The organism is Brevundimonas sp. SL161 (assembly GCF_049896985.1).
Taxonomy (GTDB): domain Bacteria; phylum Pseudomonadota; class Alphaproteobacteria; order Caulobacterales; family Caulobacteraceae; genus Brevundimonas.
In genome coordinates this window covers 216,944-239,411 of record NZ_JAFCVJ010000002.1, presented here as the reverse complement: position 1 = coordinate 239,411, position 22,468 = coordinate 216,944, and the positions used below count along the sequence as shown (strand labels likewise).

The following is a 22,468-nucleotide window of genomic DNA, read 5'->3' as shown; positions in this document are numbered from 1 at the left end:
CAAGGTGCAAGTTCTCACCCTGACACTCCCGATCGCCGTATTGGGCGCCCTGTGTGCGGCGGGTGTCTACAGCTACGGACTGTGGAATCGGGGAACGCGGCCTCTCAGCACCGAAACTATCGTGCTGACGCCAGAGGCGCGTTCGCGGCTGGTTGCCCTGCGTGCCGAACAAAAGTTCCAGGCCCATGACTATCCGCCTCTCGGCTACACCGGGGCTGCCCGCCTGCAAGACGAGTTGAATCCGACAGCGGCCGTGAACGGGTTCATCGACGACGTGCTGGCGGGTTCGAACTTCTCTATTGCGGCAGCTGATGTTCGCAAGAACGCCTTCCGGCACCTCGCTCGACTCGAACGCCTGGATACCGAGGACCGGGATCGAGCCTACGACTATGTGCTGGACGTCTGGTATACGCTCGGCTTCCGAGGCGCCCTCACGCGTATCCAGCCCGGGTCAGGCTTTCCCATTCCGGACGGTTATGCCGAGCCTCTGCCCGCCGGATGGATTTCACCGAGCCAGCCCAGACCGATCGAAACTATCGCCCAGGCCAGCCGCCTGCGCGGCTAAGGGCGCTGGGGGCAGGGCGGCCGATCTTCTCGCCGATCCAGCGGGCGGTCCCGATCAGGGCGTCGAGGTCGTAGCCGGTCGAATAGCCGGCGCGCTCCAGCATGTACACGAGGTCCTCGGTGGCGACATTGCCCGTGGCGCCGGGGGCGAAGGGACAGCCGCCGATGCCGCCCACCGAGGCGTCCAGGATATCGACGCCCGCCTGCACCGCCGCATAGGCGTTGGCGACGCCAGTATTGCGGGTGTCATGGAAATGCAGGCGCAGGACGGCGTCCGGCGCGACGGCCTTGGCGGCCTCGACCGTCTTCGTCACGCTCCACGGGTCGCCGACGCCGATGGTGTCGGCCAGGCCGATCTCGGCGACGCCGAGAGCCGCCAGTTCGCCGACCAGATCGCTGACCTGACCGACCGAGACCTCGCCGTCGAAGGGGCAGCCCCAGACGCAGCTGAGGGTGGCCGAGAGCGCGGGAAGGGGCGTGTCGGCGCCGTCGGAGTTGTGACGGCGGGCGAGGATGTCGGACAGCATCGCCACCTGATCGCGGACGGCCAGACCCTGGTTCTTCAGGCCGAAGCCGTCGGTGACGGAGAGGGAGACGTTGACCTCGTCGACGCCGGTCCCGAGCGCCCGGTCATAGCCCTTGCCGTTGAGGACGAGGCCGATGCGGCTGCGACCCGGGGTCGGGGACAGGGCAGCCATGACGTCTTCCGCGCCCGCCATCTGCGGCACCAGTCTCGGATGGACAAAGCTGACCGCCTCGATGCGATGTGCGCCGGCGGCCTCCAGGCGCAGAACCAGGTCGGCGCGGACTGACGGGTCGAGAATGGCCTTCTCGTTCTGGAGGCCGTCGCGGGGGCCGACCTCGACGATCTGTATCGGACGGAAACTCACCGGGGAGGGTCCTGACCCGTGGGTGCGCCCGGTGGCGCATAGATGGTCAGGCGGACATCGTCGCCGCTGGAATAGTTGTGACCGGTGACCACGCCGACCGCGCGGCCGGGCACGCCGGTCTGGGCCGTCGCCTGACGGAAGGCCTCGTCGTCGCCGGCCTCGACGATGGCGGGGCGGCCCTCGGCCAGGGCGCGGGCGGCGCCGGCGGCGTCGGTCAACTGGGTGTCGCGACCGGTGACGAAGACGAAGCTGGGCTCATGGAAGGTGGTGATGGCGACGGGGCCTGGCGTCAGGCCCTGACGCGGCGACAGACCGTTCTGCTCCAGCATGGTCTCCAGCCGGGGAGCGATGGACAGGGGACGCAACTGGCGGAGGGTGCCCGCGAGCGCTCCGTGGGCGACGATGCCGAAGCCCAGGGCGATCAGCACGCCGGTGACGGCCGCGCGATTGAGCAGCAGAAAGCCGCCGATCAGGGCGGCCATGACAGCGCAGACGACGGTGATCGTCGCCCAGGTCTGGGCCGTCGAGGTGCCGAAGGCGGTCAGACCGTAGACGGTGATCCCGCTGACCACTACGGCGCCGAAGACCGCGAGACCGGCACCGGTCCAGCGCGAGACCTTGCCGATCGGCCGGGTCAGGGCGGCAGCCATCAACAAAGCCAGCGCGGCGAAGGTGGGCAGGGTGTAGTGCGGCAGCTTGGTCGGGGCGATCTCGAAGATCAGCCAGCAGGGCACCAGCCAGCAGACGAGGAAGCGGATCGCAGGCTCGGCGCGGCGGCTCCAGCCCGTGGACAGGGCGGCTGGCAGGATCAGAGTGGCAGGGAACAGCAGAATGGGCGCGATCAGGGCGTACATGCCCGGGAAGCCGCCGTGGCTTTCGGCTGCGCCGGTGACCTTCGAGCCAAGATCATTGCCGATGGCTTCGCGCCAGAAGCCGCCGTCGGTGGCGATGGTGACCGCGATGGCCCAGGGACCGACGATCAGCACGAGCAGGGGCACGCCCCAGCCCCAGCCCAGCCGCTTGAGCCAGACCCATTGACGGTCCCACAGGCACAGCATGAGGACGGCCGGAATGACCACCAGCAAGCCAATGGGGCCCTTGACCAGGATGGACAGGCCCAGCCCGCCCCAGAGCATCAACTTCCACAGACGCTGGGTCGGGTCGCCCTTGACCAGTGGCGCGACGCGGGAGGCCATATAGAGACGCGCGAGGCCGGCCATGGCCAGGGTCACCGCGCCGCACAGCATGGCGTCGGTCTTGGCGATCCCCGCCTCGGACGACAGCAGGAAGGTCGCGCCCAGCATGGCTCCGCCGAGGAAGCCGGCTCTGGCACCGAACAATGCCGTCCCGACCCATGCGCAGGCCCAGGCGGCCAGCATCGCCCCGATGATGGAAGGGATGCGGTAGGGAGCGATGTCGCGGTTCTCGACCTTGGACGTCAGGCCCACGGCCACGGCCTGCATCCAGTAGATGCCGATGGGCTTCTTCCAGCGCGGATCATCCTGGAAACGGATGTCGACATAGTCGCCGCTTTCCAGCATCTGCGAGGTCGCCTGTGCGTAGCGGCTTTCGTCCCGGTCCAGCGGCGGAAGGAGAAGCAGGCTGGGCAGGCCGGCGATCAGGGCGACGAGCGCCGCCAGGAGGGGGGCGCGCCAGCCGGCGACATATCGATCCAGGTTCGGGCGCGTCATGAGATCGTTCCTAACACGGCGATTGCGCAGGCGTCAGCGGCTCGACATCGCCGACCGTGGCGCGAAACCGGGTTTTGCGTCTAGAGAGCAAGGATGCAGAGCGCCGAGACCCTTCAGATTTCCATCGTCGTGCCGGTCCACAACGAGTCCGGCGCGGCCGGGCCGCTGGCGCGCGAGATCGCGGCGGCTTTCGGCGGGCGGGCGCACGAGATCATTTTCGTCGACGACGCCAGTCGCGATACGACCCTGGCCGAACTGAAGGCCCTGATGGCCGAACTGCCGACGCTGCGGGTGCTGGCCCACACGACCAATGCAGGTCAGAGCCGGGCGGTGCGGACGGGCGTTCTGGCCGCGCGGGCGCCGATCGTGGTCACCCTGGACGGTGACGGCCAGAACCCGCCCGAGGATGGGCCGAAACTCGCCGATGCCCTGATGGCCGCCCCGCCGCAGGTCGCCCTGGTCGGCGGCGTGCGCCAGAAGCGCCAGGACTCCGAGGCCAAGCTGTGGGCCTCGCGCTGGGCCAACCGGATCCGCAGGCGGCTGCTGGGCGATGACGCCGACGACACGGGCTGCGGCTTGAAGGCCTTCCGCCGCGATGTCTTCCTGCGGCTTCCCTATTTCGATCACGTGCACCGCTACCTGCCGGCGCTGGTGATCCGCGAGGGGTACGAGAACCGGTACCTGCCGATCGGCCACCGCCACCGCGAGACGGGGCAGTCAAAATATACGAACTGGGGACGGCTGAAGGCCTCGTTCTCGGACCTTCTGGGCGTGATGTGGCTGAAGAGTCGTTCGCGTAGGCCCGGGCCCATCAGCGAGTTCTAGCGCGCAGGCGCGAGTCGCCGCGTGGTGAGCGATAGCGCCCCAAAGAGGCGACAGCCGTAGCGGTGTGGAGCGAACGGGAGTATCCGTCGTTAACAAGCTGCGCCGTTCCAACACGAGACACAGACCATGCTGATCGCACTGCCCCTGCTGGTCATTCCGGTGATCCTGTACAACATTGTCGTGCTGTCCGGACTGGGTGGCGGCGGTCTGGCGGCGGCGGACGACGCCTTGCGCCAGTCGCTGTTTTCGATCCCGATGGCCTCGGGCGCGAGCTGGAATGTCGGCATCGGCGATCTGATCCTGTTCCTGTCGCTGATCCTTCTGTTCTTCGAACTGCTGAAGTCGACGTCAAGCCAGAAGGTGGCGATCGTCAATCACGCCCTGTCGATGATCCTTTTCGTCATCTGCCTGGTCGAGTTCCTGCTGGTGCGCGGGTTCGCGACCTCAACCTTCTTCCTGATCGTGACTATGGTCATGCTGGACGTGCTGGCCGGGTTCATCGTGACCATCATCTCGGCGCGCAAGGACCTGGACTTCGGGGCAGGCGCTTGATCCCCGGGGCCCAACCTTGGCGGAAAACCGCTGACACTTTTCCGGGTCAGGCCCTAGATCAGGGCGGCGAAGATCAGCGAGACGACGATCACGTCGAAGGTCTTGGCGGCAAAGGCGAGGGTCATGGCGGCGTCCGAAGGCGAGATGTCCCCTTGTTCGCTGCAAGCCTCGGGCCAGCTCAGAGTTCGGTCTTCTTGATCAGTCCGGCGGGGGGGCGACGGTCCTTGTCGCCTGAATATTCCGCCCCGAGGTAGCTGGCGCGGGCCGCGTCCATCACCGGCGGACCCCCTTTGAGGCCTTTGCGCTGACCGGTCTGGCCCATCATCTGTGCGGCGAAGGCGGCCGCCGGATCCAGAGGATTGGTGTCGGCGGGCGTGGTCGACGCGGCAGGGCTTGCCGGGTCGGGGATCTCATCGATGACCTTGCCGACGGGAACCAGCGCGCGGCTGGAGGAGGCGGCGCGGCGTTCGGCCTCGCGCCGCTGGGTCGCGCGACGGTCGCGGCCCTCGACCGGTCCGACAGGGCGGACGCCGTCGGTCACGGCTTGCCAGAGCCCTGGGCGGAGCCTGCGATGCGGTCAATCTGGGCGCGCATCTCGTCCATCTGGCGGCGCATCTCGTCCATGGCCGGGTCCGCCGAAGGTTGCGGCGCAGGGGCGGCCTGGGCCGGAGTTTCGCCGTCTGTGCGGCCATAGGCGAAGGGCGGGAACATCCTCATGGCGTTCTGGAACATGGCCATGTTCTGCTTGACCGCCGACTCCATCAGGCCGCCGGTCATCAGGCCCACCGCCGGCGTGGCGCCGAAGGTCTTGGTCACCTGTTCGCGGAACTGCTCCTGCTGACGCGAGAAATTCTCCAGCGACATCTCGAGATAGGAGGGCAGGACGCCTTCCATATGGCCGCCGTAGAAGCCGATCAGCTGACGCAGGAACTGGACGGGCAGCAGCGCCTGGCCCCGGCTCTCTTCCTCGAAGATGATCTGGGTCAGGATCTGACGGGTCAGCTCCTCATTGGTCTTGGCGTCGAAGACGACGAAATCGACGCCTTCGCGGACCATCTTGGCGAGGTCCTCAAGCGTGACGTAGGTCGACGTCGAGGTGTTGTAGAGCCTGCGGTTGGCGTATTTCTTGATGACCACCGGCTCGCCGTTTCTGGCGCTGTCCTTGGTCTTTCCGCCCTGGGTCGTGCTGTCGGCCACTGGAGTGTCCTTGTTGGCGTCTTTTGCTGGGTCGCGAGATCGAACCGAAAAAGTCTTCAACCTTTCCTGATCTCACTCCGTGCGCCCGTTATCCCGCACTGCGATGCAACGCGCCAGTGGGCATGTGACCGTTCCGTGTCAGCCGAGGTTGGGCGCCAGGACGACGCCGACCAGGACCGCCGCCCAGTGAACGCCAGCACCCGCCACCACGAACCCGTGCCAGATGGCCCGACGGTACTTCAGCTTGGGTGAGATGAAGAAGAAGACCCCGGCCGTGTAGATCAGCCCGCCAAGCACCAGCAGGCCGAGCGCGATGGGGTGGACGGTATCGATCATCGGCTTCAGCGCGATCACCGCCAGCCAGCCAAACAGGACATAGACCCCGCTCCAGAAGGCGTCGGAGATGCGCGGCGCGACCAGCTTGGCCGCCACGCCCGCGAAGGCGATAGTCCAGACCACGAGGGTAAAGCTGATGGACCACCAGCCCTCGAACCTTTGGGTCGTGAAGGGTGTGTAGGAGCCCGCGATCATCAGGAAGATTGCGGCCTCGTCCAGACGGCGCAGGACCGGCCGGGCAGCGCAGGGACGGGTCAGGTTGTAGATCGTCGAACAGGTCAGCATGGCGATCAGGCACAGGGCGTAGATCGCCGTGGCGAAGACCGCGCCGAAGCCGGCGTAGAAGGCCGACAGGATCGCCAGGGCGATGCCGCCGACGGCCGCCAGGGTCAGGCCGACGACATGGACCACCAGATCGGCGGTGTGTTCGGACCGCGACTGATAGTGCTCCTCCAGATCGATCTGATCCGGGGTGCATATGCGTCGGGCGTGGCGCTTGAGAAGAGTCAGCATCGTCCCACCTAAGTCGGCGTTGAGCCGATCGTTCCGAGGAATATGGGTGGCCGCCATGACTATCGCCTGAACGGCGAGGCCGGACGTGACGAAGCCGCGCGGATGCGGCAGAAACGCCACGCAAGGTTTCGAGGAGCCTAAGGGGCGGTCGCCCTGTTGAGACTCCAGCAAGGATAAATTCATGAGCGCCGCCACCGAAGTCGTCATCGTCTCCGCCGCCCGCACGCCGGTCGGTTCTTTCCTGGGCGGACTGTCCAGCCTGCCGGCTTCGAAGCTGGGCGAGATCGCAATCAAGGCGGCGCTTGAGAGGGCAGGGGTTTCGCCGGCCGATGTCGACGAGGTCATCCTTGGCCATGTGCTGCAGGCCGCGGCCGGTCAGGGGCCCGCAAGACAGGCCTCGATGGGGGCGGGCATCCCGCAGGAAACCCCGGCCTGGAGCCTGAACCAGATCTGCGGCTCGGGCCTGCGGGCCGTGGCCCTGGGCTATCAGCAGATCGCCCTGGGCGATGCGAAGATCATCGTCGCCGGCGGTCAGGAGAGCATGAGCCAGGCGCCGCACGCCCAACACCTGCGCACCGGACACAAGATGGGGGACCTCGCCTTCACCGACACCATGATCAAGGACGGGCTGTGGGACGCCTTCAACGGCTATCACATGGGCCAGACGGCCGAGAACGTCGCCGAGAAGTTCCAGATAAGCCGCGCCGCCCAGGATGAATTCGCCCTGGCCAGCCAGCACAAGGCCGAGGCGGCGCAGAAGGCGGGCAAGTTCGACGAGGAGATCGTTCCGGTCGTGATCCCCGGCCGCAAGGGCGACGTCACCGTCGACAAGGACGAATACATCCGTCACGGCGCAACCCTGGAATCCATGGAGAAGCTGAAGCCCGCCTTCAGCAAGGAGGGGTCGGTGACCGCGGCCAACGCCTCGGGCCTCAACGACGGCGCGGCGGCCCTGGTGCTGATGTCGGCCGATGAGGCGAAGGCGCGCGGGCTGGAGCCGCTGGCGACCATCCGCTCGTGGGCCTCGGCGGGCGTCGATCCGGCGATCATGGGCACGGGTCCGATTCCTGCCTCGAGGAAGGCGTTGGAGAAGGCGGGCTGGACCGTCGCCGATCTGGATCGCGTCGAGTCGAACGAGGCCTTCGCCGCCCAGAGCCTGTGCGTGCTGAAGGAACTGGGGCTGGACCCGGCCAAGGTGAACGTCAACGGCGGCGCCATCGCCATCGGCCACCCGATCGGGGCGTCCGGCGCGCGCATCCTGACGACCCTGCTGCACGAGCTGAAGCGTTCGGGCGGCAAGAAGGGACTGGCGACGCTCTGCATCGGCGGCGGCATGGGCGTGGCCCTGTGCGTGGAGCGGGTCTGACGGGTTTCCGGACTCCAAAACACCGTCCGAAGCGTCCGGAAGCGTGTGGGGGCGCGACTCCAGAATAGACTCGACAGAGTCGACAGAGCCGCGCCGCTGGTTGGGAAGGTCCCGGACATCGGGACAGTGTGCGCCCGTTTTCAGGGGTGATTAATAAAAGGCGTTTCATTAGAGCCGGGCATTGAAATCGCAGGCGGATTCGGACGATCCGTTGATGGGTATGACCTGATTTCCTTCTCCCCTTGCGGGAGAAGGTGGCAGCCGAAGGCTGACGGATGAGGGGTCACGCCGGCGGCTCGAATGATGACGAGCAAGGCTCATCGGCCAGAGCTCGGCGTCACCCCTCACCCGATCGCGCAAGGACGACGGCTGCGCCGCCGTGCGCGAGCTCCCTCTCCCGCAAGGGGAGAGGGATCACCGGAGAGGAGACTTCACGCAGCCCACAGTCTATTCACCCGCCGATGACCACATCGATCCTCTACGGCCGCCCCCCGCTGGTGTTCGATCCGCCGGGCGCGGCGACCCAGACCTCTCCGCAGATCCCCGGCTCGACGGCGTTGGAAAGCCTGGCCGACGGCTCGGTCGAAACGGCCATGGTCTATGCGCCGCCTGGCGTGCTGGAGCGGCGCTATGCGCTGGCGCAGGCGCTGAGGGCGTTGCAGGTCGGCGGGCGGCTGGATGTCATGGCGGCCAAGGACAAGGGCGGCTCGCGGTTGAAGAAGGAGCTCGAGGCGTTCGGGCTGGAGGTCGGGGAGACGGCCAAGGCGCACCATCGGCGTTGCGTGGTGATCAAGACCGGGAGCGAGACCGGGCTGGACGCGGCGATCGCGGCGGGCGCGATTCAGGCGGTCGAGGGGCTGGAGGCCTGGTCGCAGCCAGGCGTATTCGCCTGGGACCGGATCGACGCGGGCTCGGCGCAACTGGCCGCGCATATGCCCGCGCTGAAGGGCGCCGGAGCCGATCTGGGCTGCGGCTATGGAGCGCTGGCGACGGTGGTCCTGCGGTCGGAGGCGGTGACGTCGCTGCGGTTGATCGATCTGGATCGGCGGGCGGTCGAGGCGGCGCGGAAGAATGTCGAGGACGCGCGGGCGTCATTCGAATGGGCCGATGTACGGACGCTGGAGGCGGCGGGCGACCTGGACTTCATCGTCTCCAATCCGCCTTTCCATGACGGCGGGGCCGAGGACCGGCGGCTGGGACAGGCCTTCATCAAGAAGGCCGCCGAGATGCTGAAGAAGGGTGGGGTGCTCTGGCTCGTCGGCAATCGGCACCTGCCCTATGAGGCCGAGCTGAACGCGGCATTCAAACGGGTGACGCCGGCGGGCGACGGCGGCGGGTACAAGCTGTTCGAAGCCACGAAATGAAGACACCCACCGCCCGCGTCGACAAGCTGCTGGGATCCATGGGCTACGGCTCGCGGAGCGAGATCGCGCGGCTGGGCAAGGTCGGGGGGATCGTGCTGGACGGGGTCGATCTGACGGATGTGTCGAAGCGGATCGCGGTGACCGCGGACCTGCCGGGGCGGATGCAGATCGACGGACGGCCGCTGGACCCGCCGACGGGACTGGTGCTGATCCTCAACAAGCCTCTGGGCATGACCTGTTCGCACAAGGAAGACGGGGCCCTGGTCTATGACGTCCTGCCCGAGCGGTGGCGGCGGCGCGATCCGGCCATCTCGACCATCGGGCGGCTGGACAAGGAAACGTCGGGGCTGTTGCTGCTGACCGATGACGGTGACCTGCTGCACCGGGTGATCTCGCCGAAACGCCATGTGGCCAAGGTTTATCACGCGACCCTGGCCCGGCCGCTTGCGGGGACGGAGGCGGCGCTGTTCGAGGCCGGCGGACTGGTGCTGGAAGGCGAGGACAAGCCGCTGGCGCCCGCCCACCTGGACGTGATCTCGCCGACCGAGGCGCGGCTGTCGGTGACCGAGGGGCGCTATCACATGGTGCGCCGGATGTTCGCGGCCGTGGGCAATCACGTCGAGGGGCTGCACCGGGAACGGTTGGGTCAGCTGGCCTTGCCGGAGGATCTGGCGCCGGGCGAATGGCGGCTGGCGACCCAGGCCGAGATCGATCTGATCTTCTCATGATGGAACCCGCCGGTTCCCGCTGACTTAAGGCTCCGCTTCCGCGGAGAAAAACATGACCGGCGCCACCATCAAGCGGGACCTGCGGACCGGGCGGTCGGTCTGGGCCGACAGCCCGGGTCTGGGTGTGCCCGTGCAGGGGCTGACGCAGGCGATCAGCGTCGATGTCTGTATCGTCGGCGCCGGGATCAGCGGGGCCTTCATGGCCCATGAGCTGAGCCGGGATTATTCGGTGGCGGTGCTGGATCGAAGGCCCCCGCTCATGGGATCGACCGTCGCTTCCACCGCCATGCTGCAATGGGAGATCGATCTTCCGCTGACGGCGCTGGGCGACAAGATCGGAGCGAAGAACGCGGCCCGGGCCTGGCGCCGGTCCCGTTCCGCCTTGGATGATTTGAAGCAGATCGTGGCCCGAGAGCGGATCGTCTGCAGCCTCAAGGACAAGGGGTCGCTCTATCTGGCGGGCGATGAATACGGCCACCGGGCGCTGGAGGCGGAGGCCGGGGCGCGGGCGGCCCTGGGGCTGGAGAGCCGATACTTCGGTCCGGCCGAGCTGCGCGAACTCTATGGCATGGAGCGGACCGGCGCGATTGTGTCCGAAGGCTCGGCCAGCGCCGATCCGGCCCGGTTGGCGGCGGGGCTGTTGCGGCGGGCCGGGGCGAACGGGGCGAAGGTCTATTCGCCCGTCGAGGCGCTGGAGGTGCTGGGCGATCCCGACGGCGTGACGCTGACGACCGATGCCGGCGTCGTCGTGCGGGCGCGGAAAGTCGTGTTCTGCTGCGGATACGAGTTCCCGAAAGTGGTGCCGACGCCGGATGCGGAGGTGATCTCGACCTGGGCGATGGCGTCGAAGCCTCGGGCGGCCTGCCCCGCCTGGCTTCGCGACATGCTGGTTTGGGAGGCGTCCGATCCGTACCTCTATTTCCGCATGGGCGGGGATGGCCGGTTGATCGTCGGCGGCGAGGACGAGGCCGACCCGGTCGCCCACGAGGACAGGGCGAAGCTGAAGCGCAAATGCGCGACGATCGCCGGAAAGCTGAAACGTCTGCTGCCCGAGGTCGAGTTCGAGTTCGACTACAGCTGGGCCGGCGCGTTCGGGGAGAGCACGACAGGCTTGCCGAGCATCGGACCTGTGCCCGGACTGGAACAGGCCTGGTCCGTCATGGGGTTCGGCGGCAATGGCATCACCTACTCGGTCATCGCGTCCCAGATCGTGGCTGCGGAGGTGCGAGGCGGGCGCGATCCCGACGCGGACCTCTATAGGTCTTGACCCGAACGATGGCGAAGGTCACCAGCGGCGCATGACCGGTGTGAAGATCTGCGGCCTGACGACACCCGAGACGATCGACGTCGCCCTGCATCACGGGGCGGCGTTCGTGGGGGCGGTAATGTTCACCCGCAGTCCCCGCAACATCGCGCCAGAGGATGCGCGGCCGCTGTTCGAGCGGGCGCGCGGCCGGGCCGGGATCGTGGCGGTGACCGTGGATGCGGACGACGATCTGCTGAGCCGGATCGGGGCGCATCTGAGGCCCGACTTCGTGCAGTTGCACGGGCGCGAGACGGTGGCGCGGGCGCACGCCGTGCGGACCCTGACCGGAGCGGGGATCATCAAGGTGTTGTCGGTGTCGACGGCTGAAGACCTCGATGCGGCGAAAGACTGGGAGGATCACGTCGAGCATCTGATGTTCGACGCGAAGCCGCCGGAGGGGTCGGTTCTGCCCGGCGGGGTCGGGGCCACGTTCGACTGGGCCATGCTGGGCGGGCGGACGTTCAGGAAGCCGTGGTTTCTGGCGGGCGGGCTGACGCCGGGGAATGCGGCCGAGGCTGCGGCGATCAGCAGCGCCCCCCTGCTGGACGTGTCCTCTGGCGTCGAAAGCGCGCCGGGTGTTAAGGACGCGGCCCGGATCGCGGCCTTCCTGAAGGCCGTCGTCTGAACCCTCCGCCCGGCCGTATTTCGGGCGTAAGCCTGCGTGAAAGCTGACCCGTGAACGCCATCATCCCCAACGAATACGCCATGCCCGACGCGGAGGGCCGTTTCGGCCCCTATGGCGGACGGTTCGTGGCCGAGACCCTGATGCCGCTCGTGCTGGAGCTGAACCAGGCCTATGAGGCCTGCAAGGCCGATCCGACCTACCAGGCCGAGCTGGACGACTTCCTGACCCATTATGTGGGCCGGCCCAGCCCGCTGTACTTCGCCGAGCGACTGACCGCGCATCACGGCGGGGCGGACATCTGGTTCAAGCGCGACGAGCTGAATCACACGGGTGCGCACAAGATCAACAACTGCATGGGCCAGATTCTGTTGGCCATGCGGATGGGCAAGAAGCGGATCATCGCCGAGACCGGCGCTGGCCAGCACGGTGTGGCGACGGCGACCGTCTGCGCCCGCTTCGGCCTGCAGTGCGTGGTCTATATGGGCGCGGCGGACGTCCAGCGGCAGTCGCCCAACGTGTTCCGCATGAAGCTTCTGGGGGCCGAGGTCATCCCCGTCACCTCGGGTCGCGGCACCCTGAAGGACGCCATGAACGAGGCGATGCGCGACTGGGTCACCAATGTCGAGGACACCTATTACCTGATCGGCACGGCGGCCGGGCCGCATCCCTATCCGGCCATGGTGCGCGACTTCCAGAGCGTGATCGGCAAGGAGACCCGGGCCCAGATGCTGGCGCGGCGCGGCAAGCTCCCGGACGCCTGCGTCGCGGCGATCGGCGGAGGATCGAACGCCATCGGCCTGTTCCACCCCTTCATCGAGGACGCGGGCGTGCGTCTGATCGGCATCGAGGCGGCCGGACGCGGTCTGGACGGCCCCGACCACGCGGCCTCGCTGCAGGGCGGACGGCCCGGCGTGCTGCACGGCAACCGCACCTATCTGCTGCAGGACGACGACGGCCAGATCCTGGAAGGCCATTCCATCTCGGCGGGCCTCGACTATCCGGGCATCGGGCCGGAGCACGCCTGGCTGAAGGATATCGGCCGGGCCGAGTACCGCGCAGCCACGGACGTCGAGGCGCTGGAAGCCTTCCAGCTGTGCTCGAAGCTGGAGGGTATAATTCCGGCGCTGGAGCCAGCCCACGCCCTGGCCCGGATCGGCGAGATCGCCAACGAGGTCGGCAAGGGCGGCGACGTGGTGCTGAACATGTGCGGGCGGGGCGACAAGGACATCTTCGCCGTGGCGAAGCATCTGGGCGTGGAGTTGTGACGATGAAGACGATGATGATCGCGGCCGTTCTGGCCCCCGTTCTGGGGGTGGCGCCAGCCGCGGCCATGGCCCAGGCGACGGGCATCGGCCAGCCGATCGAGGCTCCGGTCCTGCCGGGCGCAGTCCTCGATGCGGCCTGCGGCAACCTCTATGACATGGCGGGCAAGGCTTTCTGCGTCACGGCACCCCTGGCCTCGATCGGAGCGCTGGCCGATGCCTATGTCGCCCATTTCGAAAGCCAGGGCTGGCTCGCCGCCGGAGGTGACGACAACCGCGTGGTGTTCATCAAACGCAAGGACGCCGGAGGCTGCGACGGCATGCAGCTGCAGGCTTTCTACGATCCCAACCGTCCGGCCGGACCGGAAGTGCCGGGTTACATCGCCATGGCCACCGTTCCCGGCGACGTCTGCGCCGCCGCTGCCGCCGCGCCCGCCCAATGACGACCGCCCGCATCGACGCGCGCTTCGCAGCGCTGAAGGCCGAGGGCCGGGCCGGGTTCGTGGCCTATGTCATGGCCGGCGATCCCACCCGCGATGAGGCGCTGGAGATCCTGCGCAGCCTGCCCGCCGCCGGGGCCGATATTATTGAGCTGGGCTTCCCGTTCAGCGATCCGATGGCCGAGGGGCCGCCGATCCAGCGCGCTGCCCTGCGCGGTCTGAAGGCCGGGCTGACTCTGAAGGGCACGCTCGGTCTCGCCGCCGCCTTCCGTCAGGGCGATGCGGACACGCCCCTGATCCTCATGGGCTATCTCAACCCGATCGAGAGCTATGGCTATGAGGCCTTCGCGCGCGATGCGGCGGCAGCAGGGGTGGACGGCTGCATCGTCGTCGATTGCCCGCCGGAAGAGGCCGATCCGTTGACCGACGCGCTCGATGCGGCGTCCCTGTCGCTGATCCGTCTGGCCACGCCGACGTCGGATGATGCCCGGCTGGAGCTCATCGCGCGGCGGACCTCGGGCTTCGTCTATTACGTCTCGGTCGCCGGTGTGACCGGGGTGAAGGAGGCGCAATCCGCCTCGGTCGCCCCGGCCGTCGAACGCGTGCGCAAGGCCTCGGGCCTGCCGGTCGCGGTCGGGTTCGGGGTCAAGACGCCTGAACGGGCGGCCGAGATCGCGCGCGTCGCCGACGCCGTGGTCGCAGGCTCCGTCCTGGTCGACGAGGTCGCGGCGGCCTTGGACGCGAACGAACCCGTGGCGCCGCGCGTTCTGTCCAGGGTGAAGGCCCTCGCCGACGCTGTGCGCGGTGCGCGCGTGGCGGAAACCGTCTAGAGACACCATGCTCCGTGCACCCCGGCGAAGGCCGGGGGCCAGATCGAAGGCGCGGTGTCTGGTATCAACGCCCGGCTGCTGTCGGGGATGCGGAAGTTTACAACTGGACCCCGGCCTTCGCCGGGGTGCACGGTGAAGGGACGGCGGGCATGGCCCGCCCACGAGGCAAGATGGCTGACAAAACTCCTCCGAAGCCTCAGGAAAAGCGCGGCGGCTGGCTCAGCCGGTTCGCCCCCGGCGTTCGCAAGATCGTCAGCCGGCGCGAGACGCCGGACAATCTGTGGGTCAAGGACCCGGATTCGGGCGAGATGCTGTACCGCTCCGACCTGGAGGCCGCCCTGTGGGTGACGCAGTCCGGCCGGCACATGCGCATCAACGCGACCCAGCGGCTGGGCTACACCTTCGACGACGGCGAGTATGAGGTGATCTCTTCGCCCGACGTGGTCGAGGATCCGCTGAAGTTCTCGGATGGCAAACCCTATCGCGAGCGGCTGATCGCGGCGCGCAAGGCCACCGGAACCAAGGACGCCATGTCCATCGGCTTCGGCGAGATCGCCGGCACGCCCGCCGTGGCAGTGGTCCAGGATTTCGCCTTCATGGGCGGTTCGCTGGGCATGGCGGCCGGTGAAGGCTTCATCGCCGCCGCCCGGGCCGCGATCGAGCGCGGCGTGCCCCTGGTCTGTTTCACCGCCGCCGGCGGCGCGCGGATGCAGGAGGGCGCGCTGAGCCTGATGCAGATGGCCCGCACCACCCTGGCCGTTCAGGAACTGAAGGACGCCCAGCTGCCCTATATCGTGGTCCTGACCGACCCGACGACCGGCGGGGTCACGGCCAGCTATGCGATGCTGGGCGACATCCACCTGGCCGAGCCGGGCGCCCTAATCGGCTTCGCGGGACCGCGCGTGATCGAGACCACCATCCGCGAGAAGCTGCCGCCCGGGTTCCAGCGGTCCGAATATCTGCAGGAAAAGGGCATGGTCGACCGCGTCGTCGCCCGCGCCGACCTGCCGGAGACCCTGGGCAAGCTGCTGTCGATGCTGATGGGCGGACGGCGTCAGGCGGCCTAGGCTCCCGCCATGGATCCTGTCTCCGAACGCCTGCGCCTGCGCCACCCCCAGAAGATTGACCTGTCGCTGGACCGGATGCGGGCCCTGTGCGCGGTGCTGGGCAATCCGCAGGATCGCCTGCCGCCGGTGATCCATGTGGCCGGGACCAACGGCAAGGGATCGACCATCGCCTTCATCCGCGCCATGGCCGAGGCGGCCGGGCTGAAGGTCCATGTCTACACCTCGCCCCATCTGGTGCGGTTCAACGAGCGCATCCGGCTGGCGGGGGAGCTGATCTCGGACGAGGCGCTGTCGGCGATCCTGGACCGGATCGAGGCTGTGCAGGGCGTCGAGGCCACGGTGTTCGAGAGCACAACCGCCGCAGCCTTCGTCGCCATGGCGGAGACGCCCGCCGACCTGTGCATCGTCGAAGTGGGCCTGGGCGGGAGGCTTGACGCGACCAATGTCATCGAGCGGCCGCTGCTGAGCGTCATCGCGCCGGTCGATCTGGACCACGCCGAGTTCCTCGGCACGCGGATCGAGAGCGTGGCGGGCGAGAAGGCGGGAATCCTGAAGGCCGGCGCACGCGGGGTCGTGGCGCGGCAGTCGGAGACGGCGATGGCGGTGATCGAGGCGCGGGCGATGGCCGCCCATGCGCCGCTGACGGTCATGGGGGTAGACTTCGACGCCTGGGACGAGCGCGGCGGCATGGTGTTCCAGGACCAGGACCAGTTCTTCGACCTGCCGGCGCCGGGGCTGAAGGGGCCGCACCAGATCGCCAATGCGGGGCTGGCCGTGGCCGTGGCGCTGGAGCTGGACCTGCCGGCGGAGGCCATCGCTGCGGGTGTGGCGGAGGCGCGGTGGCCGGCGCGGATGCAGCGGCTGGCGGCGGGTCCCTATGGCGAGATTGCAGGACAGGCGGAGACCGAGCTGTGGCTGGACGGAGGGCATAATCCGCACGCGGGGCGGGCTCTGGCCGAGGCCATCGGGGAGAGACAGAGGAAGGCGCCGCGTCCGCTGGCCCTGATCGTCGGCATTCTGGCCAACAAGGACCACGGCGGATTCTTCGAGGCCTTGAAGGACACCGGGGCGCACGTCTTCACCGTCGGCTTCGAAGGCGCGGCGGCGGATCCGGCGGCGCTGGCGGCCGTGGCGCGTGGGCATGGTCTGGGGGCGCAGAGTTCGTCGTCGGTGGAAGCCGCGCTGAGCCGCGCGCTCAGGCTCGGCGCCGGGCGGGTGGTGATCTGCGGCTCGCTGTATCTCGCCGGCGAGGTGCTGGGGGCCAGCCCGAAGACGTGGCCGGTGTGAGGACTTCGTCCGTCATCCTCGGGGCGCGAAGCGAACCCGAGGACCCAGCGACGGCATTGCAACATCTACGCAGTTTTGAAGTCGGTGCGACTGGGTCCTCGGGTCAAGCCCGAGGATGACGGAGAGTGGGGTTATTTCGCCCGCAACCCCGTGATGGTCCGGTTGGGCGCGATGTCCTCGGCCGAGGTGATCAGATGGACCAGGGCGGGGCGGTCCCTGGCGGCGTCGCGGGCGGCCTGGAGCGCGGCGGGGAAGGCCTCGGTGCTCTCGCAGCGGATCCCGAAGGCGCCGAAGGCATCGGCGTATCTGACGAAGTCGGGGTTCTTCAGGTCGGTGGCCATGACCCGGCCGGGATAGTGGCCCTCCTGGTGCATGCGGATGGTGCCGAAGGTCCCGTTGTCGACGACGATGACGACGACCTTGATGCCGAACTGGACGGCGGTGGCCATCTCCTGGCCGGTCATCAGAAACTCGCCGTCGCCGGCGACGCAGATGACCTCGCGGTCGGGATGCAGGGACTTGGCGGCGATGGCGGCCGGGTAGCCATAGCCCATGGCCCCCGAGGTCGGGCCCAGCTGGGTGCGACAGGCGCGGTGGCGATAGAAGCGGTGCAGCCAAGCGGCGAAATTGCCTGCGCCGTTGGTGACTACGGCGCTCGGCGGCAGAACCTCGCCGAGGTGGGCCATGCACTCCGACATATTGACCGCGCCGGTGACCGGCACCGGGGTCGAGAAGGCCTGGTAGTGGTCGTGGGCGGCCCTGGCGTGATCATGCCAGGTGCGGCCGGGGTCGAGCGTGGCGAGGGCGAGTGCAGCGAGGCTGTTGTCCGCGCTGGCGCTGGTCAGGGGCGTCCAGACGCGGCCGAGTTCCTCCGGGCCAGGATGGATATGTACCAGCCGGTCGGCCGTGTGGTCGCGGGTGAACAGGGTGTAACCCTGGGTCGGGTTTTCGCCGAGCCGGGCGCCGAGGGCGATCAGAAGGTCGGCGTCCCTGGCCCGCTTCATCAGCTCGGGATTGCAGCCGAGGCCGAGGTCGCCGGCGTAGTTCGACCGGTCATTCGACAGGATGTCCTTCCTGCGGAACGACAGGGCGACGGGCAGACCGAGACGTTCGGACCAGTCGCCGATGGCGGAGGCGGCCTCGTCGGTCCAGCCGGAGCCGCCGAGGACCAGCAGGGGCCGTTCGGCCTTCGACAGACGGTCGCCGAGGTCGACGACGAAGGCGGGATCGAGGCCGCCCCTGGCCGGCGTCACCGCGCGGATCGGAGCCGGACCGCCGGGTTCGTGCAGGATGTCCTCGGGCAGGGCGATGACGACAGGCCCCATCCGGCCCTGAAGCGCCGTGGCGAAGGCGCGTTCGACGATCTCGACGCTGCGCTCCGGGCTCTCCAGCTCGGTGGCCCATTTGGCGAGGCCGCCGAAGACCTCGCGGTAATCGACCTCCTGGAAGGCGCCGCGGCCGCGATCGGTCAGGGCGATCTGGCCGACGAACAGGATCATCGGCGTCGAGTCCTGATGCGCCGTGTGCACGCCGATCGAGGCGTGGGTCGCGCCCGGGCCGCGCGTAACCATGCAGATCCCCGGCTTGCCCGTCAGCTTGCCATAGGCCTCGGCCATGTTGGCCGCGCCCGCCTCGTGCCGGCAGGTGATGACCTCGATCTCCGGGTGGTCGACCAGGGCGTCGAGGACGGCCAGATAGCTTTCGCCCGGCACGCAGAACACGCGGGTGACGCCATTGACGGCGAGGGTCTCGACGAGGCGGCGAGCGGCGGTTCCGGGGGCTTGCGTCATCCTTGCGAACTAGCAGATCGACCCATGGCTTGGCGACCTCGAGCGCTTCACCATGGGCATGCAACCCAGGGCGAAGCTCGGCGTTATCGGAGCCTCACCATTGGGGAACTCCACCATGAAAAAGATCATCACCCTGTCGCTGGTCGCCGCCGCCCTGGCCGTGTCGGCCTGCAACACCATCTCGGGCGTCGGCCGCGACGTCTCTGCCGCCGGTTCGGCCGTCAGCACCGGCGCCGAGACCGCCAAGAACTAAAGGCCTTCGCTGCGGCGAAGACTGGAAGAGCCCGTCGCGCTGCGGCGGGCTTTTCGCTGTCCGAAGATCAGTAGGCGAAGTCGCGGTAGATGCGGTCGACGTCGCCCTTCCATTCGCCGTGATACAGGTCGAGCATCCGTTCGGCAGGGGTGACGCCGGTGTCGGCGATGTCTTCCAGTTCCGACAGATAGCCGCGCTCATCGACCATGCCGCCGGAGAATCTGGCGCGGTTCTTCAGGCCCTGGCGGGCGATGGCGACCATGTCGACGGCGATGTCGCGGACCGATCGCCCGGCGACCTCGGCGCGCAGGCCGAGCCGGGTCACGTCGCGACGCAGACGCTCGTGGTCCTCGATGTCCCAGTCCTTGCACAGGTCCCAGGCGGCGGCGAGCGAGGGCGCGTCATAGAAGATGCCGGTCCACAGGGCGGGCAGGGCGCAAATCCGGCTCCACGGGCCGCCGTCCGAGCCGCGCATCTCCAGATACTGTTTCAGGCGGACTTCCGGGAACAGGGTGGTCAGGTGATCGCCCCAGTCCTTCAGCGTCGGCAACTCGCCGGGCAAGGCGGGCAACTTTCCATCCATGAAATCGCGGAACGACTGGCCTGAGGCGTCGACATAGGTCTCGCCGCGTTTGGCGAAATACATCGGCACATCGAGGGCGTAGTTGGCATAGGTCTCGAACCCGAAACCGTCCTTGAAGACGAAATCCAGCATGCCGGTGCGGTCGGGATCGGTGTCGGTCCAGACGTTGGCGCGGGCGGAAAGGAAGCCGTTCGGTCGCCCCTCGGTGAACGGACTACAGGCGAACAGGGCGGTGCCGATGGGCTGGAGCGCCAGGGAGGTGCGGAACTTCGCCACCATGTCGGCCTCTGACCCGAAGTCGAGGTTGGCCTGGATGGTGCAGGTGCGCAGCATCATGTCGAGGCCAAGATTGCCCTTCTTCGGCATATAGGCGCGCATGATGTCGTAGCGGCCCTTGGGCATGACCGGCACGTCTTCGCGGGTCCATTTCGGGTCGAAACCGGCGCCGAGGAAGCCGAGGTTCAGCTCATCGGCGACCATCTTCACCTCCATCAGGTGCTGGCCGGTCTCGGAGCAGATGTCGTGGATGGTCTGGAGCGGGGCGCCCGACAGTTCGAACTGGCCGCCGGGCTCCAGGCTGATCGAGGCGGCGTAGCCTTCGGCGTTCCTGCGTTCCAGGGCGATGACATGGCCAGCTTCCTCGACCGGGGACCAGCCGAACCGCTGCAGGCCCGTCAGCATGGCCAGGATGCCGTTCGGGCCGTCATAGGCCGGGCGGCGCAGCGTTGACTTGTCGAAGCCGAACTTCTCGTGCTCGGCGCCGACGCGCCATTCGGACTTGGGCTTGGCGCCCCTGGCCATGACGCCGACCAGGTCGTCGAAGGTGAGCGGATCGGTCATGCAGTCCCCGGATCGGGCAACAGCCCGTTGCGGCTAGATGGGCGAGATTGCGGTCGGTCTCAAGGGGTTGGGCCGGACGATCAGCCGTCGTGCCTGCGCGCGGGCAGGAAGCGGGTCATCAGGGTGACGAAGAAGGCCACCGACCAGCCGAGCAGAAGCGCGCCGTTGATGCCTTCCAGCGCACCCAGCAGTTTCCATTCCGGAGCCATGGCGGCGTCCGAGAAGCCGATCGAGGCATAGGCGATGGTCGAGAAATAGACCGCCTCGCGCACGGTCTCCACCGCGCCGATGACCCGATACAGAAGGGCGTAGAGCCAGATCTCCACCCCATGCAGGACGAGCAGGCCGAGCGCGGCAAGGACCGCGACGATGGCGCCCTCGATCGACATGGGGCTGACGCGGGTCTTGCCGATCGAGTGTTCACGCATCTCCATCAGGTGCCCGACCGCGAGCAGGCCGCCCCCGTGCAGGATGACGGTGACCAGCACCATCACCGTCGCGATGGCCAGTTCCGCCAGCATGTCCCTAGCGCTCCCAGTCGCCGACGGCGGCCTGCCACAGGGTCATGGCGGCGATGGCGGCGGTGTCGGCGCGCAGGATGCGCGGACCCAGAGACACGGCCGTGGTGAAGGGCAGGGCGCGCAGACGCTCGCGCTCCTCGGGCGAGAAGCCGCCTTCAGGACCGATCAGGATGGCCCAGGGATCGGGCTCGGTAACGGCGGCGGCGACCGGCGCGCCCCCTGTCTCGTCGCAGAACATCAGCCGGCGCGCGCCGTCCCAGCCGTCGAGGATGGCGGCGAGTTTTTCGGGATCGTCGACGGTCGGCACGTCGAGCCGACCGGTCTGTTCGGCGGCTTCGATGGCGATCGCGTCGAGGCGGTCGAGGCGGACGTGCTCGACATTGGTGCGCTGGGTGACCGTCAGGCGGACGCGGCGGGCGCCGAGTTCGGCGGCCTTCTCGACGATGGTCTCGACGCGCGATTTCTTGACCACGGCGACGATCAGTTCGAGGTCGGGGCCGAGAGTCTGGGGGCGGACCTGTTCCCCGGCGCGCAGGACGACACCCTTCTTGAGTATTTCAGCGATGGTGGCGCGCCACTCGCCGTCACGACCGTTGAAGACCAGCAGATCGTCGCCGAGCTTCAGCCGCATGACCTGGGTCAGATAGCGCGACTGGTCGAGCGTCGGGGCGACCGCGGCGCCGGCGGACAGGTCCGGAATGACGCGAAGGCGGATCATGATGCGGTCTTCGGCGGCGTGTCGGGCAGTCTGGCGCCGAACGTCCGTGCAACGACGGGGAAGATGGCGTCGGCCTCGGCTTCGGTGGCGCCGAACGGGGCGCGCAGATCGAGCCAGTAGGCGCGAAACTCCTGGCCGTCCGATAAGGCGAGGACGGTCAGGGCGGCCCGGATGCGCCCCTGGGTCTCACGCGTCAGTTCGCCGAAGGGACCGGCGATGTCGGACTTGAGCGCGCGCGAAACGTCGGCGGCGTTCAGAGGGTCGACCGGGCCGAGGCGGTCGAGGGTCGCGGCATTGCTCGCCTGACCGATCCACGCGTCGAACAGGCTGTCGAGCAGTTCCGAGCGGGCCCGGGCCTCGCGTTCGGCCAGTCGTTGAGGGGCGGTCTTGCGCATGTCGCCTCATAGCCGCTGCGCCGGCATGGGGCCATCCTTGGCGACAGGCGAGGCGAGCTTGTCATCCCCGACGAAGCGAAGCGGAGATCGGGGACCGAAGCGCACAACCTTGACCGCTCCCGGACAACCCACAAGGGTTGAGCCGGGTGGCCGGCTATGCAGAAGCAATTCTATGTTTATCTACTCGCGAACGGACCCTGTGGCTGGCTTTACGTCGGCGTGACCAACGACCTGGTGCGGCGGGTGGCCGAGCATAAGGAAGGTCTGATCCCGGCACACACCGCCGAGCACGGGATCGATCAACTCGTCTGGTACGAGGCCCATCAGTACATCGACAAGGCGATCATTCGCGAGAAGCGGATCAAGCGCTGGCTGCGTGAATGGAAGTTCGCGCTGGTGGAGAAGGACAATCCGAGGTGGCTGGATTTGTATGGCGAGGTGAGGCTCAGGCACGGGCCCGGTTCGGCGGAGCCGACCGGGCCTGCGGGTTAGGCACGTCCCCGTCCCCGATCTTCGCTGCGCTTC

25 protein-coding genes are annotated in these 22,468 nt (G+C 68.0%); 15 read left to right on the top strand and 10 right to left on the bottom strand.

Annotated features, from left to right (window positions below):
* Nucleotides 1-4 precede the first annotated feature (4 nt).
* Nucleotides 5-565, top strand: a complete 561-nt coding sequence (locus ACP7AU_RS03615; RefSeq protein WP_426050541.1) for a hypothetical protein — start codon at nucleotides 5-7, stop codon at nucleotides 563-565.
* On the opposite strand, the gene ACP7AU_RS03610 is transcribed toward ACP7AU_RS03615, so the two are convergent.
* The gene (locus ACP7AU_RS03610) at nucleotides 534-1,454 is read right to left on the bottom strand and encodes a hydroxymethylglutaryl-CoA lyase (RefSeq protein ID WP_426036978.1); all 921 of its coding nucleotides are present in this window, start codon (nucleotides 1,452-1,454) and stop codon (nucleotides 534-536) included. The genes ACP7AU_RS03615 and ACP7AU_RS03610 overlap by 32 nt on opposite strands.
* Nucleotides 1,451-3,145, bottom strand: coding sequence for an ArnT family glycosyltransferase (locus ACP7AU_RS03605; protein ID WP_426036980.1), 1,695 nt, complete (start codon nucleotides 3,143-3,145; stop codon nucleotides 1,451-1,453). The genes ACP7AU_RS03610 and ACP7AU_RS03605 overlap by 4 nt, the downstream gene beginning before the upstream one ends.
* Nucleotides 3,146-3,238: 93 nt before the next feature.
* Between ACP7AU_RS03605 and ACP7AU_RS03600 the strand changes: the two genes are divergently transcribed.
* Both ACP7AU_RS03600 and ACP7AU_RS03595 read left to right on the top strand, forming a co-directional pair.
* Nucleotides 3,239-3,970 (top strand): glycosyltransferase family 2 protein, encoded by a 732-nt coding sequence (locus tag ACP7AU_RS03600; protein ID WP_426036982.1) that lies wholly within the window; start codon nucleotides 3,239-3,241, stop codon nucleotides 3,968-3,970.
* 126 nt (nucleotides 3,971-4,096) lie between these two features.
* Nucleotides 4,097-4,522 carry a hypothetical protein gene (locus tag ACP7AU_RS03595; protein ID WP_426050540.1) on the top strand — a complete coding sequence of 142 codons (426 nt, stop codon included), beginning with the start codon at nucleotides 4,097-4,099 and terminating at the stop codon, nucleotides 4,520-4,522.
* A 178-nt stretch (nucleotides 4,523-4,700) separates the two neighbouring features.
* Here the strand turns inward: ACP7AU_RS03595 and ACP7AU_RS03590 are convergent, their stop codons facing one another.
* The 3 genes from ACP7AU_RS03590 to trhA form a co-directional block, all read right to left on the bottom strand.
* Nucleotides 4,701-5,063: a hypothetical protein gene (locus ACP7AU_RS03590; protein ID WP_426036986.1), complete on the bottom strand. Its 363-nt coding sequence runs from the start codon at nucleotides 5,061-5,063 to the stop codon at nucleotides 4,701-4,703.
* Nucleotides 5,060-5,719: a polyhydroxyalkanoate synthesis repressor PhaR gene (phaR, locus tag ACP7AU_RS03585; RefSeq protein ID WP_426036988.1), complete on the bottom strand. Its 660-nt coding sequence runs from the start codon at nucleotides 5,717-5,719 to the stop codon at nucleotides 5,060-5,062. The genes ACP7AU_RS03590 and phaR overlap by 4 nt, the downstream gene beginning before the upstream one ends.
* A gap of 138 nt (nucleotides 5,720-5,857) precedes the next feature.
* The gene (trhA, locus tag ACP7AU_RS03580; protein WP_426042949.1) at nucleotides 5,858-6,568 is read right to left on the bottom strand and encodes a PAQR family membrane homeostasis protein TrhA; all 711 of its coding nucleotides are present in this window, start codon (nucleotides 6,566-6,568) and stop codon (nucleotides 5,858-5,860) included.
* Nucleotides 6,569-6,749: 181 nt separating this feature from the next.
* Between trhA and ACP7AU_RS03575 the strand changes: the two genes are divergently transcribed.
* From ACP7AU_RS03575 to ACP7AU_RS03530, 10 genes are all read left to right on the top strand, one after another.
* On the top strand, nucleotides 6,750-7,934 hold the full coding sequence (locus ACP7AU_RS03575; RefSeq protein WP_426036992.1) for an acetyl-CoA C-acetyltransferase: 1,185 nt from the start codon (nucleotides 6,750-6,752) through the stop codon (nucleotides 7,932-7,934).
* Between the two features lie 461 nt (nucleotides 7,935-8,395).
* A complete protein-coding gene (locus ACP7AU_RS03570) occupies nucleotides 8,396-9,298 on the top strand; it encodes a class I SAM-dependent methyltransferase (RefSeq protein WP_426050539.1) in 903 nt (300 codons plus the stop codon).
* Entirely contained in the window at nucleotides 9,295-10,026 is a 732-nt protein-coding gene (locus ACP7AU_RS03565; RefSeq protein WP_426036996.1) for a pseudouridine synthase, read from the top strand. Before ACP7AU_RS03570 ends, ACP7AU_RS03565 begins: the two co-directional genes overlap by 4 nt.
* Before the next feature lie 52 nt (nucleotides 10,027-10,078).
* Nucleotides 10,079-11,293 carry an NAD(P)/FAD-dependent oxidoreductase gene (locus tag ACP7AU_RS03560; RefSeq protein ID WP_426050538.1) on the top strand — a complete coding sequence of 405 codons (1,215 nt, stop codon included), beginning with the start codon at nucleotides 10,079-10,081 and terminating at the stop codon, nucleotides 11,291-11,293.
* Between the two features lie 31 nt (nucleotides 11,294-11,324).
* On the top strand, nucleotides 11,325-11,957 hold the full coding sequence (locus ACP7AU_RS03555) for a phosphoribosylanthranilate isomerase (protein ID WP_426050537.1): 633 nt from the start codon (nucleotides 11,325-11,327) through the stop codon (nucleotides 11,955-11,957).
* A gap of 80 nt (nucleotides 11,958-12,037) precedes the next feature.
* A complete protein-coding gene (gene trpB / locus ACP7AU_RS03550) occupies nucleotides 12,038-13,222 on the top strand; it encodes a tryptophan synthase subunit beta (protein ID WP_426050556.1) in 1,185 nt (394 codons plus the stop codon).
* A 2-nt stretch (nucleotides 13,223-13,224) separates the two neighbouring features.
* Nucleotides 13,225-13,662 (top strand): hypothetical protein, encoded by a 438-nt coding sequence (locus tag ACP7AU_RS03545; RefSeq protein WP_426037000.1) that lies wholly within the window; start codon nucleotides 13,225-13,227, stop codon nucleotides 13,660-13,662.
* Nucleotides 13,659-14,489, top strand: coding sequence for a tryptophan synthase subunit alpha (trpA, locus tag ACP7AU_RS03540; protein ID WP_426037002.1), 831 nt, complete (start codon nucleotides 13,659-13,661; stop codon nucleotides 14,487-14,489). The genes ACP7AU_RS03545 and trpA overlap by 4 nt, the downstream gene beginning before the upstream one ends.
* A gap of 149 nt (nucleotides 14,490-14,638) precedes the next feature.
* Nucleotides 14,639-15,556, top strand: coding sequence for an acetyl-CoA carboxylase carboxyltransferase subunit beta (locus tag ACP7AU_RS03535; protein WP_426050536.1), 918 nt, complete (start codon nucleotides 14,639-14,641; stop codon nucleotides 15,554-15,556).
* A gap of 9 nt (nucleotides 15,557-15,565) precedes the next feature.
* On the top strand, nucleotides 15,566-16,843 hold the full coding sequence (locus ACP7AU_RS03530; RefSeq protein WP_426050535.1) for a bifunctional folylpolyglutamate synthase/dihydrofolate synthase: 1,278 nt from the start codon (nucleotides 15,566-15,568) through the stop codon (nucleotides 16,841-16,843).
* Nucleotides 16,844-16,974: 131 nt separating this feature from the next.
* Here ACP7AU_RS03530 and ACP7AU_RS03525 read toward each other — a convergent pair whose 3' ends face one another.
* The gene (locus tag ACP7AU_RS03525) at nucleotides 16,975-18,633 is read right to left on the bottom strand and encodes a thiamine pyrophosphate-binding protein (protein WP_426037008.1); all 1,659 of its coding nucleotides are present in this window, start codon (nucleotides 18,631-18,633) and stop codon (nucleotides 16,975-16,977) included.
* A gap of 115 nt (nucleotides 18,634-18,748) precedes the next feature.
* Here ACP7AU_RS03525 and ACP7AU_RS03520 point away from each other — a divergent pair, with 115 nt between their 5' ends.
* Nucleotides 18,749-18,886, top strand: coding sequence for an entericidin A/B family lipoprotein (locus ACP7AU_RS03520; RefSeq protein ID WP_426037010.1), 138 nt, complete (start codon nucleotides 18,749-18,751; stop codon nucleotides 18,884-18,886).
* 67 nt (nucleotides 18,887-18,953) lie between these two features.
* Here the strand turns inward: ACP7AU_RS03520 and ACP7AU_RS03515 are convergent, their stop codons facing one another.
* From ACP7AU_RS03515 to ACP7AU_RS03500, 4 genes are all read right to left on the bottom strand, one after another.
* Nucleotides 18,954-20,309: a glutamate--cysteine ligase gene (locus tag ACP7AU_RS03515; protein WP_426037012.1), complete on the bottom strand. Its 1,356-nt coding sequence runs from the start codon at nucleotides 20,307-20,309 to the stop codon at nucleotides 18,954-18,956.
* Between the two features lie 80 nt (nucleotides 20,310-20,389).
* On the bottom strand, nucleotides 20,390-20,830 hold the full coding sequence (locus tag ACP7AU_RS03510) for an ion channel (RefSeq protein ID WP_426037014.1): 441 nt from the start codon (nucleotides 20,828-20,830) through the stop codon (nucleotides 20,390-20,392).
* A gap of 4 nt (nucleotides 20,831-20,834) precedes the next feature.
* Entirely contained in the window at nucleotides 20,835-21,548 is a 714-nt protein-coding gene (locus tag ACP7AU_RS03505; RefSeq protein WP_426050534.1) for a 16S rRNA (uracil(1498)-N(3))-methyltransferase, read from the bottom strand.
* Nucleotides 21,545-21,943, bottom strand: coding sequence for a hypothetical protein (locus ACP7AU_RS03500; RefSeq protein ID WP_426050533.1), 399 nt, complete (start codon nucleotides 21,941-21,943; stop codon nucleotides 21,545-21,547). The genes ACP7AU_RS03505 and ACP7AU_RS03500 overlap by 4 nt, the downstream gene beginning before the upstream one ends.
* Nucleotides 21,944-22,099: 156 nt before the next feature.
* On the opposite strand from ACP7AU_RS03500, the gene ACP7AU_RS03495 reads away from it, so the two are divergent.
* Nucleotides 22,100-22,435, top strand: coding sequence for a GIY-YIG nuclease family protein (locus ACP7AU_RS03495; protein ID WP_426050532.1), 336 nt, complete (start codon nucleotides 22,100-22,102; stop codon nucleotides 22,433-22,435).
* Nucleotides 22,436-22,468: the final 33 nt, after the last annotated feature.

Excerpts from the sequence above, each read along its gene's own strand:
- ACP7AU_RS03605 (WP_426036980.1), bottom strand. The coding sequence starts at position 3,145 with ATGACGCGCCCGAACCTGGATCGATATGTCGCCGGCTGGCGCGCCCCC.
- ACP7AU_RS03600 (WP_426036982.1), top strand. The coding sequence starts at position 3,239 with ATGCAGAGCGCCGAGACCCTTCAGATTTCCATCGTCGTGCCGGTCCAC.
- ACP7AU_RS03595 (WP_426050540.1), top strand. The coding sequence starts at position 4,097 with ATGCTGATCGCACTGCCCCTGCTGGTCATTCCGGTGATCCTGTACAAC.
- trhA (WP_426042949.1), bottom strand. The coding sequence starts at position 6,568 with ATGCTGACTCTTCTCAAGCGCCACGCCCGACGCATATGCACCCCGGAT.
- ACP7AU_RS03575 (WP_426036992.1), top strand. The coding sequence starts at position 6,750 with ATGAGCGCCGCCACCGAAGTCGTCATCGTCTCCGCCGCCCGCACGCCG.
- ACP7AU_RS03570 (WP_426050539.1), top strand. The coding sequence starts at position 8,396 with ATGACCACATCGATCCTCTACGGCCGCCCCCCGCTGGTGTTCGATCCG.
- ACP7AU_RS03565 (WP_426036996.1), top strand. The coding sequence starts at position 9,295 with ATGAAGACACCCACCGCCCGCGTCGACAAGCTGCTGGGATCCATGGGC.
- ACP7AU_RS03560 (WP_426050538.1), top strand. The coding sequence starts at position 10,079 with ATGACCGGCGCCACCATCAAGCGGGACCTGCGGACCGGGCGGTCGGTC.
- ACP7AU_RS03555 (WP_426050537.1), top strand. The coding sequence starts at position 11,325 with ATGACCGGTGTGAAGATCTGCGGCCTGACGACACCCGAGACGATCGAC.
- trpB (WP_426050556.1), top strand. The coding sequence starts at position 12,038 with ATGCCCGACGCGGAGGGCCGTTTCGGCCCCTATGGCGGACGGTTCGTG.
- ACP7AU_RS03545 (WP_426037000.1), top strand. The coding sequence starts at position 13,225 with ATGAAGACGATGATGATCGCGGCCGTTCTGGCCCCCGTTCTGGGGGTG.
- trpA (WP_426037002.1), top strand. The coding sequence starts at position 13,659 with ATGACGACCGCCCGCATCGACGCGCGCTTCGCAGCGCTGAAGGCCGAG.
- ACP7AU_RS03535 (WP_426050536.1), top strand. The coding sequence starts at position 14,639 with ATGGCCCGCCCACGAGGCAAGATGGCTGACAAAACTCCTCCGAAGCCT.
- ACP7AU_RS03530 (WP_426050535.1), top strand. The coding sequence starts at position 15,566 with ATGGATCCTGTCTCCGAACGCCTGCGCCTGCGCCACCCCCAGAAGATT.
- ACP7AU_RS03525 (WP_426037008.1), bottom strand. The coding sequence starts at position 18,633 with ATGACGCAAGCCCCCGGAACCGCCGCTCGCCGCCTCGTCGAGACCCTC.
- ACP7AU_RS03520 (WP_426037010.1), top strand. The coding sequence starts at position 18,749 with ATGAAAAAGATCATCACCCTGTCGCTGGTCGCCGCCGCCCTGGCCGTG.
- ACP7AU_RS03515 (WP_426037012.1), bottom strand. The coding sequence starts at position 20,309 with ATGACCGATCCGCTCACCTTCGACGACCTGGTCGGCGTCATGGCCAGG.
- ACP7AU_RS03510 (WP_426037014.1), bottom strand. The coding sequence starts at position 20,830 with ATGCTGGCGGAACTGGCCATCGCGACGGTGATGGTGCTGGTCACCGTC.
- ACP7AU_RS03505 (WP_426050534.1), bottom strand. The coding sequence starts at position 21,548 with ATGATCCGCCTTCGCGTCATTCCGGACCTGTCCGCCGGCGCCGCGGTC.
- ACP7AU_RS03500 (WP_426050533.1), bottom strand. The coding sequence starts at position 21,943 with ATGCGCAAGACCGCCCCTCAACGACTGGCCGAACGCGAGGCCCGGGCC.
- ACP7AU_RS03495 (WP_426050532.1), top strand. The coding sequence starts at position 22,100 with ATGCAGAAGCAATTCTATGTTTATCTACTCGCGAACGGACCCTGTGGC.